Origin of the sequence: Pseudomonas veronii (assembly GCF_001439695.1) — a bacterium.
In the GTDB taxonomy this organism is placed as follows: domain Bacteria; phylum Pseudomonadota; class Gammaproteobacteria; order Pseudomonadales; family Pseudomonadaceae; genus Aquipseudomonas; species Aquipseudomonas veronii.
Genome location: NZ_JYLL01000001.1, coordinates 376,106 through 387,952 on the forward strand (window position 1 = coordinate 376,106; position 11,847 = coordinate 387,952).

Below are 11,847 nucleotides of genomic sequence, written 5' to 3' on the forward strand. Positions count from 1 at the left end.
GAGCCCGCTTATGTCGGTCGATCCGCAACACCTGCTTCGCGAGCTGTTTGCCACAGCCATTGACGCCGCCCATCCCCGGCAAGTCCTCGAAGCCTACCTGCCCGCCGACCGCAGCGGCCGGGTGATTGTGATCGGCGCCGGCAAAGCCGCGGCCGCCATGGCGCTGGTCGTGGAAAACGCCTGGCACGGTGAAGTCACGGGCCTGGTGGTCACCCGCTACGGCCATGGCGCGCCGTGCCAGAAAATCGAAGTGGTCGAAGCCGCCCACCCGGTCCCGGATGCTGCCGGCATCAAAGTGGCGCAGCGCGTGCTGGCGCTGATCAGCCAACTGAGCGACGACGACCGGGTGATCTTCCTGCTCTCCGGCGGTGGTTCGGCGTTGCTCGCCCTGCCCGCCGAAGGCATCAGCCTGGCCGACAAACAGGCCATCAACAAAGCCCTGCTCAAATCCGGCGCCACCATCGGCGAGATGAATTGCGTGCGCAAGCACCTCTCGGCGATCAAGGGCGGCCGACTGGCCAGGGCGGCATGGCCGGCGACGGTCTATACCTACGCGATTTCCGATGTGCCGGGCGACCTGGCCACGGTGATCGCTTCCGGCCCCACGGTCGGCGACCCAAGCACTTCGCAACAGGCCCTGGCCATTCTCAAGCGCTATGGCATCGACGCGCCGGCGTCCGTGCGCAGCTGGTTGCAGAACCCGGCCTCGGAAACCGTCAAACCCGGCGACCCGCTGCTCGCCCGCAGCCACTTCCAATTGATCGCCCGCCCACAACAGTCGTTGGAAGCGGTCGCGGTAAAAGCCCGCCAGGCCGGGTTCAGCCCGCTGATCCTCGGCGACCTCGAAGGCGAAGCGCGGGACGTGGCCAAGGTCCACGCCGGGATCAGCCGGCAGATCGTGCAGCACGGCCAGCCGTTGGCGGCGCCATGCGTGATCCTGTCCGGCGGGGAAACCACCGTGACCGTGCGCGGCACTGGCCGTGGCGGGCGCAACGCCGAATTCCTGCTGAGCCTCACCGACAGCCTCAAGGGCCTGCCCGGCGTCTACGCCCTGGCCGGCGATACCGACGGCATCGACGGTTCGGAAGACAACGCCGGCGCGCTCATGACCCCCACCAGCTACGCCCGCGCCGAAGCGCTGGGGCTGTCGGCCTGCGACGAGCTGGACAACAACAATGGCTACGGCTATTTCGCCGCCCTCGACGATCTGATCATCACCGAACCGACCCGCACCAACGTCAACGACTTTCGCGCCATTCTGATTCTCGAGGCTGCCCACCCTGTTGAATGCCCCCTTCAGCATCCCGATGGACCTGCAAGGGCCGAAACTGCGGGTTGCGCAACCGGGGTCGATCAGACGTTGATCTAGCGCCGGTCAGGGCCTCATCGCAGGCAAGTCTGCGATGAGGACAACTCGCTCTCACTGAATCACACAACAATGCCCACTCCCTCCTGCCCCGACTGGGCCGAAGCGCTGCTCAACGGCTTCAGCCAGATCGTCCTGCAGCGCCAGCCGCTGTGTGGTCTGCTGTGTCTGCTGGCGATCCTGCTCGGCGCTCCAGCCCTGCTCGGCGGTGCACTGCTGGGTGGTCTCGCCGGCTTACTCACGGCCCAGCGCCGCGACTATCCCAAGGCGGAACGCCAGGCCGGCCTGTACAGCTACAACGGTGTGTTGCTGGGCCTGTTGATCAGCCAGCACTTTGCCTGGTCGGTCATGGTGGTGCCGCTGATCCTCGCCTGCGGCGGCCTGAGTGCGATCCTGACCCGACAATGGCTGCGACACACCACCCAGCCCGAGGCCTTGCCCGCCTATACCGCGCCGTTTGTCGGCCTCGGCTGGCTGCTGCTGGGCGCGGCCGCCGAAAGCGCCGTGGCCTTGCGCGAACCCGACGCTCTCGGCATCGTCAGCGCGCCTTTTAGCGGCCTCGCGCAAATCCTGCTGCTGGACCAGCCCCTGGCCGGCGCATTGATTGCGCTCGGGTTATGCCTGGCCAACCGCCGTGCCGCAGCATGGGCATTGACCGGCGCCGTCCTCGGCGTGCTGTTCGCCCTGCTGCTGGGCGAGCCCGTCGGCGCCCTCCTCGGCCTGCACAGCTACAACCCGGCGCTGGCCGCCCTGGCCCTGAGCGGCACACGCCGCCGACCTGGGTTGCCGCTGGCCGGCATCGCCCTGGCGATCATCCTCACCCCCGGTTTTGCCGCGCTGCACCTGCCCGCGTTGACCGCGCCCTTTATCCTCGCCTGCTGGTTGGTGCGCGCCAGCCGCCGGATGTGGCACAAAGCCCGCGTGGACAGCCCGTTCGAATCCCCCTAGGCTTGCCCGATATTCGATAGGGGCGAACGTGATGGACAGCAACAACGACTGGCGCCAGCGTCTCTATGTCATGGTTTTCCAGAGTGACACACCGGCCGGGCGGCGTTTCGACAGCACCCTGCTGCTGATCATTCTCGCCAGCCTGGTGGTGGTGATCCTCGACAGCATCCAGGAAGTCCACGACAATTACGCCGCCGTGCTGGCCTACATCGAGTGGGGCTTCACCGTCATCTTCGCCATCGAGTATGGCCTGCGCCTGTACTGCTCGCCCAAGCCGTTGCGCTATGCCTTCAGTTTCTATGGCCTGGTGGATTTGCTCGCCATCGTGCCCGGCATCCTCGCGCTGTATTACAGCGATGCCCAGTACCTGTTGATCATCCGCATCATCCGCATGCTGCGCATCTTCCGGGTGCTCAAGCTCGGGCCGTACCTCAAGCAGGCCAACTACCTGATGTCGGCGTTGCGCGGCAGCAAGCAGAAGATCGTGGTGTTCCTGCTCAGCGTCTGCACCCTGGTGACGGTGTTCGGCACCTTGATGTATGTGATCGAAGGGCCGGAGCACGGCTTCACCAGCATCCCCAAGGGCATCTACTGGGCGATCGTGACCCTGACCACCGTGGGCTTCGGCGATATCGTGCCCAAGACCCCGCTGGGCCAGGTGATCTCGTCCCTGGTGATGATCACCGGTTATTCGATCATCGCCGTGCCCACCGGGATCTTCACCGCCGAACTGGCCAACGCCATGCGCGGTGAACAGTTGCAAACGGACTGCCCGGTGTGCAAGAAAAACACCCATGACGCAAACGCGGCGTTTTGTTCACGGTGTGGCAATGCACTGTTTAATAAGTTGAAATAAGCAAAGATCTTTTTGATCTTTAAGCGAATGTGCCCCCCCGGCTATAGTCGCTGGCAAAGTGCCTCTCTCTACTCTCGTACAACAAGGAATGAGCAGTGAAAAAACTCGTTAGCGCCTCTCTTCTGGCCGCCGGCCTTGCATTGGCCGGTGTCGTCCAGGCCGCACCGACCACCCTGCTCAACGTGTCCTACGACGTGATGCGCGATTTCTACAAGGACTACAACGCCGCCTTCCAGAAACACTGGGAAGCCGAGCACCCGAACGACAAGCTGACCTTGCAGATGTCCTTCGGCGGCTCCAGCAAACAAGCGCGCTCGGTGATCGACGGCCTGCCGGCTGATGTAATCACCATGAACATGGCCACCGACATCAACGCCCTGGTCGACAACGGCAAACTGGTGCCGGACAACTGGGCTACCCGCCTGCCGAACAACAGCGCGCCGTTCACTTCGGCCACCGTGTTTATCGTGCGCAAGGGCAACCCGAAAGCCCTGAAAGACTGGCCGGACCTGCTCAAGGATGGTGTGCAAGTGGTCGTGCCCAACCCGAAGACCTCGGGTAACGGTCGCTACACCTACCTGTCGGCCTGGGGCTACGTGCTGAAGAACGGCGGTGACGAAGACAAGGCCAAGGCCTTTGTCGGCAAGCTGTTCAAGCAAGCGCCCGTGCTGGACACCGGTGGCCGTGCCGCGACCACGACGTTCATGACCAACCAGATCGGCGATGTGCTGGTGACCTTTGAAAACGAAGCGGAAATGATCGCCCGCGAATTCGGCCGCGATCAGTTCGAAGTGGTCTACCCAAGTGTCTCCGCCGAAGCCGAGCCACCGGTCACGGTGGTGGACAAAGTGGTCGAGAAGAAAGGCACGCGCGCAGTCGCCGAAGACTACCTGAAGTACCTGTGGTCGCCGGAAGGCCAGGAAATCGCGGCCAACAACTACCTGCGCCCGCGTGACCCGAAAGTGCTGGCCAAGTACACCGATCGCTTCCCGAAAGTCGACTTCCTGTCGGTCGAGAAGACCTTTGGCGACTGGCGCACCGTGCAGAAAACCCACTTCAACGATGGCGGGGTGTTCGACCAGATCTACAACGGGCAGTAAGCCGCTTGCACTGAAGAAACGCGAGCCCATGTGGGGGCGGGCTTGCCTGCGATAGCGTCGCCCGGGTGTGTCCGATACACCGGGGTGTCCGCATTGCAGGCAAGCCCGCTCCCACATTCGTTTGATGCCAAGCGTGATCGTCAGGCCGCCGGGTCGCCTGTTTCGGCCGGTGCGTCTGCATGTATCATGGGCGTTCGAAGCCAACGCCAAGGCTTCAGTCATCATTTCACGGCATGAGTGTTATCACCGCTAACAGCCTACTCGTCGCAGTGTCTTGTCTTTACTCTCGCTCGCCATCTTCCTTCGCTTTTATGAGAACACCATGAACGCTACTCCCCACGCTACGAGCACCATGACCCGCGGGATGGTGATGCTGTTTGCGTTTTGCTGCGGCGCCATCGTCGCCAACATCTACTACGCGCAACCGATCATCGAGCTGATCGCGCCGGACATCGGCCTGACGCCCGCCATGGCCAGCCTGATCGTATCGCTGACGCAAATCGGCTACGCCCTGGGCCTGTTCTTCCTGGTGCCCCTGGGTGACTTGCTGGAAAACCGCAAGCTGATGATCAGCACCACCGTGATCGCCATCGCCAGCCTGCTGGGTGCGGCGTTTACCGAGCAACCGAACCTGTTCCTGCTGGTGTCGTTGTTGATCGGTTTCAGCTCGGTGTCGGTGCAGATCCTGATCCCACTGGCGGCGCACCTGGCACCCGCCGAGTCCCGTGGCCGCGTGGTCGGCAGCATCATGGGCGGCCTGTTGCTGGGCATCCTGCTGGCGCGGCCGGTGTCCAGTGTGGTCGCCGACCATTTCGGCTGGCGCGCGATGTTCATGGCCGCCGCCGCGTTGATGGCCGTTATCAGCGTGGTCTTGCTGATGACCATCCCCAAGCGCCAGCCCGACCACAGCGCCAGCTATGGCCAGTTGTTGCGTTCCCTCGGCACCCTGCTGCGTGAACAACCGCTGTTGCGCCAGCGCGCCTTTTATCAAGGTTGCATGTTTGCCACCTTCAGCCTGTTCTGGACCGCCGCGCCGCTGGAGTTGGTGCGCAACCATGGCCTGAGCCAGACCCAGATCGCGATCTTCGCCCTGGTCGGTGCCATCGGTGCCATCGCCGCGCCCATCGCCGGGCGCCTGGCCGATGCCGGCCACACCTACCGCGCGTCACTGCTGGCCATGGTGTTTGCGGTGCTGAGCTTCCTGCCGGCCTTCGTACACCCGCTGTACAGCGTGATCGGCCTGGCGGTGACCGGCGTGGTCCTCGACTTCTGCGTGCAGATGAACATGGTCCTCGGCCAACGCGCCATCTACGCCCTCGACGCCAACAGCCGCAGCCGCCTGAACGCGCTGTACATGACCAGCATCTTCATCGGCGGTGCCTTCGGCTCGGCGATTGCCAGCAGCGTGTACGAACACGGCGGCTGGCTGGGCGTGATGCTGGTGGGCAGTGCGTTCCCGCTGGTGGCGCTGCTGCGCTTTCTCAGTGCTTCGCGCCACACTTCGGCGGTCACTGCCTGACGGCATGATGCCTCGGGATCGTGGGTGGGGTTACGAGCGCGGCCTGCCACTGGACGATGGGGCGATAATCTGCAGCAGCTGTAACACGAACGCTGACAGCGTCTTGGCAAGCATTTCGATCAGTGCGGACGGCCCGTTTGGGGTTTCACCCGGCGGCGGGGTTGGGGTTGGGGTTGGGGTTGGAGCCGGAGTCGGAGTTGGGGCTGGCGTCGGCACAGACTGAACTTCAGGCTGCGACCCATCCCACCGTACATCGCCAGGCTTGATCTGCCCCTTGCTGTTGATCACCATGTCCGCGTTGCCCGTCCCCTTCAGATCAATGGCCAGGCTCGCCCCCCCCGTACTGGCATCGTGTTTGAGCACCGCTTCACCGGCGCGGCCGCTGAACCGATCGGTAAACACCAGGGCGCGCACACCTGCCGCTTTTAACGCACCCGAGACGTCGATCTTATCGGTACCGCTGGTGAAGTCCTCGATCAGGTCGGGGCTCTGTGCGGCGGAGTCGCTGACGTTATCGTAGACAAACGTATCCGCGCCGCCGCCGCCCCTCAACGTGTCGGCGCCGGCACCGCCCTTGAGGCGGTTGGCCGCATCATTGCCGATCAAGGCATCACGACCGGCACCGCCGATCGCGTTTTCAATAACACATCCCTTGGCGACGGACACATTGCCCTTCAAGCCGCCCACGTCAGAGAACGACTCCGCATTCAGATCGACCTTCTGATCCTGGGAAAACCCGGAAAAATCCAGCGTATCCACACCACCACCATCCCACACACAGAACACCGGTTTGTCCCTGGCGCTGGTAAGGCTCATCACTTCGCGCTCGGTATTGGAGTTGAAACCATAGACGGTGTCGGTCTTGCGGGTCTGGTGGTTGGCGCCATACAAGCGTTGCGCCGCGGCGATATCGTCCATCATCGGGGCAGACGGATTGAGCGATCTGAAGTCATGACCGGATTGATGGCGTTCCGACCAGTAACTCATCACGGTGCGTGCCTTGGTGTCCTGCGCGTAGACCGCGCCGTTTTGGTAGTTGGCACCGTCGCCGTTATAGCGTCCCGGATGTTGCAGGCCAATAGCGTGACCGATTTCATGAATAGCCGTGACCGAAAAGTGACTGCCCAGCGCAGGCGAAGCCGCCCCGCCCCGGGTGCCGATCGTGGCCGCTGTCCGATTCGTGGAACCATGAGGTAAGTCGGCAACCCCCCGGTCGCCGCGAGGGTTGTTGTGGATACTGAGCGCTCCGTCCGTACCGTTTGACTGCTCGCGGAAACTGATATTGGCCACATCCTGCCAGGCTTGCACTGCCTGGTGCACGCGCTGTTTCTGCTGGGCGGTGAAACTCGCGTCGACCGTGTAGTGCAAGTCGATCTTCTGATCGCCGTTACGGTCACGGAAACGATGATTTTCCCGCGTGATTTGTTTGGCCGCCTGGTCCGTCGTAAACGACGGTTTCTTCGAGGCCCCGGCACCAAACGGGCCGGGGTCCGATATCGGAAACCCCATGCGGGAAGTTACAGAAAACAGATCAGGTCCATTCATTGTGCGGCACTCGTATTATTAATGAATACACAAGAACACCGAATCGAATCGATCCGGAGATTAAGTATCAATAACCGCGAGCCGCGTTAAACCAGGCTCATCGTTATCGCCGATAATCTCGCACAGTGAAAAATAGCGGACCAACACTATTTTAGTTTCAGCTGAAACAACCACACGCCGCGTAACATGCAGTCAGACAACCAGGATTTTATTTGCAATTTAAACATCCAACCACACAACCGACTCACCAATACCGGGTTGCTTTTACAATAAAAAAACAAATTCTAAACAAATACCCGTCACTGGCTTACTTCAATTCCCGCCAGACAAAGACATATCCACTTAAGCTTCTTCACGGCGATAAACCCCGCCTGGGAGCGGGTGACAAGCCATAGCCATTCCCCGTAGGCTTTGCGCCGTACTGCGTCGCGATGCGCTCAATCACAAGCAAGGGACACCCGATGGACCGCCTGACCGCCATGGAAACCTTCGTCCACGTTGTCGAAACCGGCTCGTTCTCCGCCGCCGCCAAACGCCTGGGCATCGGCCAGCCCGCGGTGTCGAAGAGCGTCGCGCAGTTGGAAGCGCGCCTGGCGGTGCGCTTGGTACTGCGCTCAACCAGGGGCCTGACGCCGACCGAAGCAGGCCTGGCGTATTTCGAAAAAGCCAAGCGCGCCATCGATGAGGCCAACGAGGCCGACGACGCTGCCCGCAGCGCGGGCGCCGGGCTGTCGGGTAACTTGCGCATCAGCGCCGCCGTGACCTTCGCCAGCCTGCATATCCTTCCGCACCTGGGGCCGTTCCTGGAGCAGTACCCTGGGTTGAACATCGATGTGGTACTCGACGACCACAGCCTCAACCTGGTGGAAGAAGGCATCGACGTCGCCCTGCGCATGGGCAACCTGAGCGATTCGGGGCTGACCGCACGCAAGATCGGGGCGTCGCCCTGCCATATCCTGGGCACCCCGGCCTACTTCGAACGCTTCGGCGAACCCGCCACGCCAGCCGATCTGCTGCGACACCAGGCGGTCATCTACACCCAGGGCGAGGGCGCGCGCTGGACATTTACCCGAGACGCCCGCGAATACCCGATCGTCGTCCATGGCCGCTTGCACATCACAGCGGCGGAAGGGGTGCGCGCGGCTGTGCTGAACCACTTGGGCCTGACCCTGGCATCGGCCTGGATGTTCGCGCCGGAACTGGCCAGTGGCGCGGTGAAGCCAGTGCTGACCGACTGGCATTTGCCGGCGCGGGACTTATGGGCGGTGTTTCCGACAGGGCGGATGGCGAGTGCCAAGGCGCGGGCGTTTGTGGAGTATGTGGAACGGTTGTCAACGCGCTGACGGGTCCAGGTAGCGCAGCAAACACTCGACCGTATGCTCCAGCGGGCCGGAGTTATCCAGCACGAGCAACCCCGCCCCCATGCCGGCCAGCAACTGCGCCGTAAACCGTGCATTACGCGCCAGGCGCGCATCGATATCCGCCACCGACTCACGCCCCCGCGCCAGCAAGCGCTGGCGCAGCGCCGCCTGATCGACACTCAGCAACACCACCAGCAACGCCGGGTAACGCTCGCGGGCCTGCGCCAGGTGGGCACGGGAGCCGTTGACCAGCACATCCTCCCCCGCCGCCAGCCACGCGTCGATGTCCGTGGGTATGCCATAGGACAACCCATTGGCCTGCCAACTCAACGCAAACGCGCCCTCGGCTTGCATCGCGACAAACTGCTCGGCGCTCACCCCCTGTGCCGCCTCGCCCACCGCTTCCGCCGAGCGCGTAATCACCCGACGCACAATGCGGCAGCCACGCTCGGCCAAACGTGGTCGTGCAGCGTCCAACAGGCTGTCCTTGCCCGAACCCGATGGCCCGATGAGATAGATCAACCTGCCCGCCATCAATACACCCTCTTCGCTTGTCTGCAGATTTGTTGCATGACCGACTACGTTTCACGGCGGCGGCCACAGTATCGGATTGTGACGCGCTACGCACTCGGTCAGGCGTGCGCGTAGGCGCTTTCATGTTCGGGTGCAGGAACTGTGCACGGTTTCCCGGAAGGCAGAGGGTCAGCCTCCAGACAAAACGCGCGCGCATTGCCACACCGCAAAGCCAATCAATAGTCCACCGCTGATACGATTGATCACATCAAGATCAGGATTATCGATCAGCGCAGTCCTGATGAGGCTGCCACCCAGCGCATATAACATCTGACCTAAAAATGAACCCACCAGAAAACCCGCCAGACTCAGGTAGAGCCCGAGCCCCTCAAACAGCGTGCCGCTGGCAATCACATAGGAGGAGATCGCTACGATAGTGAGTGGGTTCATTAGCGTCAGTAAAAAGACCGGGATAAATCCTGCTGTCGTTTTTACTTGTGCCACAGCTGTATGTTTTGCAAATGTAATGCCCCCCAGATAAAACAGGTAAGCAATTGCCACCCAGGTCAACAGACGGTTATTGGCTAGCCAAAATGCCTTGATTGTCTGCAAACCATAAAATGCGACAGCCGCAAAAACCGCATCTGCAACTGCCGCACCTAGAGCCCCAGGTAGTGCGCCGCGAAAGCCACAGGCGATGGACTGCCTCAGGATGATCAAGGCTATCGGTCCAAAACCTATGGAAAGCATTGTGGCGAATACCATCGAACTCAGAAAACCCTGCATCTAACTCAGAACCTCAATAAACAGCTTTTTCTTCGCTTGGCAGTGCGGGCATTGAAACGCCTCCCCAATCTCATCCCAAGTCGTGCCGGGTTCTATATCGACTAGAGCCTCGCCTGAAGACTCTGAATAAACGTAGTGGCAAATCTGGCACTCATAAGACCGACTCATAATAATGTCCTTCACTATCAGAAGTTCGATTTTCAGGCCAGCCGCCGATTCAAAGCGGCAAACATTTGCTCGAACCCATCCATAAATGCCATCGCCCCGCGCATTGCATGCGGGGCAATAGTTGGATTTTTCTCCAAGTACGAAATCATGATTTCGCGCCCGGTCGCGACATGCATAGGTTCAACCTCACAATGAATCGCAAAGAATGCCAAAACGGGGTCATCTTCGTCGACCAGGCCATATTCGCCGGCATATTTTTGAAATCCTTTCAGGAAAAACTGAAACTCTCGTGAGGAAGTCATTTCTGACGCCAAATGAAAACCCAATGCCTCACCTAAAAACTCAGAACGGTACATTCGATGGGTATTATTACCCATGGCGGTGCCCTCAGGAAGAATGTAGTGAGGATTGAACAGCTCAGCATCGGAAAGTCCCAGGTGAGTGGTCAGTTGTTTGAACATTTGATGATGGGTTGGCAACATATGCTTGCTATGTTGATGTAGACCGTATTCATCCACGGATGCGTAAAGAATATGCGCGGCTTTAGCCGTGCCGTGCCACATATCTTCTTTAATCCATTCATCCGTAACGCGCGCAGCCAATGCGACGATTCCAGCCGGAACATCCTTGAAGAAAGCCCAAATAGTTGCAAAAAATAGAGCCCTTTCTGGATGACTTAGTGGCTTATCGGAAATAATTTTCCCAAACGACTCAAGCTCACGTAGGGCAGAGTGCCGCACTATCGCATTTGCGATTTCATTATAACCAGCCTCGCACACTTTATATATTTCACCACGAGTAGATCTTTCATTTGATCCCGCGCCGATCGGATTCTGAACACTCATATAATTATCCTTGTTTTTATAACAAATGAATTTCAACCCGCCTTTAAAAAGGCATTGCACACAAAATTATTAGCATCACGCCACACATGTCAATCCACAAATCAATTATTTCCAACAAACCTATGAAACATGCGACTTAGAGCCTTGCCATCCGCTACGAACCAACTATGAGCCAACCGCCAAGTTTAAAAAAAACCTCCTTCCTACTCCAACAAAAGTAGGCAACACATAGAAACTTCCTTTTTTATTGAGTGAAACCTCTCATTTAATGGAGTTACATCCCCAACACCGCATCAACCATCCCCTGACGGGCAATTTCAAACTTCAACTTATGAGCTACCGGGCAGCATAATTACAGGTTTGCAGTTACCCCTCGCTCATCTCGCCCTACCTTTACGGTAGGCGTACTGTGGCGCGCAGGCCTCCTCGGCTCGCTGACCAGCCGCCGTCTCAATCAATACGGATATTGCGGGCGTGTCGCAGATCGCCATCCTGCGGAGTTCAAGTGCGAGTATCACGAAATCAATGTGACCCAGCCCTTCAGCAGTACAGGCGCGGTTTTCCGCCATGCCATCGCAGTAGTTTTCGCCTTGTCTGAAACTCAATTCCCTGGTCACCAAGTACGTGTCCGCAGAGGTGGCATTCATACCTACCTGCTCGCTACAGGGTCCGTCCTACAAGGCGAAGAAAGCAGCAACGCCGCGCCAGCAGCTTGTAGGTGTCGAGCCGATTTTTTCACCCAAACTGTCCGTCTAGGGGCGAATGGCGGCAGTCCGTGTGGAAAGTGCGAAGACAGCACAATCTTTTATCGAACGGCACTTGTTGAGAGTAAGGATGAAG

Annotated in this window: 12 protein-coding genes; 6 read left to right on the plus strand and 6 right to left on the minus strand. The window is 59.9% G+C overall.

Annotated features, from left to right (window positions below):
• The first annotated feature begins 10 nt into the window (after window positions 1-10).
• The 5 genes from TU80_RS01610 to TU80_RS01630 all read left to right on the plus strand — a co-directional run bounded on the left by TU80_RS01610 (window position 11) and on the right by TU80_RS01630 (window position 5,789).
• Window positions 11-1,369 carry a glycerate kinase type-2 family protein gene (locus TU80_RS01610; RefSeq protein ID WP_057003712.1) on the plus strand — a complete coding sequence of 453 codons (1,359 nt, stop codon included), beginning with the start codon at window positions 11-13 and terminating at the stop codon, window positions 1,367-1,369.
• A gap of 69 nt (window positions 1,370-1,438) precedes the next feature.
• Window positions 1,439-2,314: an urea transporter gene (locus tag TU80_RS01615; protein WP_046384211.1), complete on the plus strand. Its 876-nt coding sequence runs from the start codon at window positions 1,439-1,441 to the stop codon at window positions 2,312-2,314.
• Between the two features lie 31 nt (window positions 2,315-2,345).
• The gene (locus TU80_RS01620; protein WP_046384212.1) at window positions 2,346-3,170 is read left to right on the plus strand and encodes an ion transporter; all 825 of its coding nucleotides are present in this window, start codon (window positions 2,346-2,348) and stop codon (window positions 3,168-3,170) included.
• A 95-nt stretch (window positions 3,171-3,265) separates the two neighbouring features.
• Window positions 3,266-4,270, plus strand: coding sequence for a sulfate ABC transporter substrate-binding protein (locus tag TU80_RS01625; protein WP_046384213.1), 1,005 nt, complete (start codon window positions 3,266-3,268; stop codon window positions 4,268-4,270).
• Between the two features lie 322 nt (window positions 4,271-4,592).
• Window positions 4,593-5,789 carry an MFS transporter gene (locus TU80_RS01630; RefSeq protein ID WP_082643794.1) on the plus strand — a complete coding sequence of 399 codons (1,197 nt, stop codon included), beginning with the start codon at window positions 4,593-4,595 and terminating at the stop codon, window positions 5,787-5,789.
• A gap of 30 nt (window positions 5,790-5,819) precedes the next feature.
• On the opposite strand, the gene TU80_RS01635 is transcribed toward TU80_RS01630, so the two are convergent.
• Window positions 5,820-7,334, minus strand: a complete 1,515-nt coding sequence (locus TU80_RS01635; RefSeq protein WP_057003714.1) for a M10 family metallopeptidase C-terminal domain-containing protein — start codon at window positions 7,332-7,334, stop codon at window positions 5,820-5,822.
• A 461-nt stretch (window positions 7,335-7,795) separates the two neighbouring features.
• On the opposite strand from TU80_RS01635, the gene TU80_RS01640 reads away from it, so the two are divergent.
• On the plus strand, window positions 7,796-8,677 hold the full coding sequence (locus TU80_RS01640; protein ID WP_017849449.1) for a LysR family transcriptional regulator: 882 nt from the start codon (window positions 7,796-7,798) through the stop codon (window positions 8,675-8,677).
• Here TU80_RS01640 and phnN read toward each other — a convergent pair.
• The 5 genes from phnN to TU80_RS01660 form a co-directional block, all read right to left on the minus strand.
• Complete coding sequence (phnN, locus tag TU80_RS01645; RefSeq protein WP_017849448.1) at window positions 8,666-9,229, minus strand: phosphonate metabolism protein/1,5-bisphosphokinase (PRPP-forming) PhnN; 564 nt, start codon at window positions 9,227-9,229, stop codon at window positions 8,666-8,668. The genes TU80_RS01640 and phnN overlap by 12 nt on opposite strands.
• A 168-nt stretch (window positions 9,230-9,397) precedes the next feature.
• Window positions 9,398-9,994: a LysE family translocator gene (locus tag TU80_RS01650; RefSeq protein WP_046384216.1), complete on the minus strand. Its 597-nt coding sequence runs from the start codon at window positions 9,992-9,994 to the stop codon at window positions 9,398-9,400.
• Window positions 9,995-10,162 (minus strand): rubredoxin, encoded by a 168-nt coding sequence (locus TU80_RS33885; protein WP_017849446.1) that lies wholly within the window; start codon window positions 10,160-10,162, stop codon window positions 9,995-9,997. It abuts the gene before it with no gap.
• Window positions 10,163-10,194: 32 nt separating this feature from the next.
• A complete protein-coding gene (locus TU80_RS01655) occupies window positions 10,195-11,007 on the minus strand; it encodes an iron-containing redox enzyme family protein (RefSeq protein ID WP_046384217.1) in 813 nt (270 codons plus the stop codon).
• A 377-nt stretch (window positions 11,008-11,384) separates the two neighbouring features.
• On the minus strand, window positions 11,385-11,654 hold the full coding sequence (locus tag TU80_RS01660) for a hypothetical protein (protein WP_046384218.1): 270 nt from the start codon (window positions 11,652-11,654) through the stop codon (window positions 11,385-11,387).
• Window positions 11,655-11,847 lie beyond the last annotated feature (193 nt).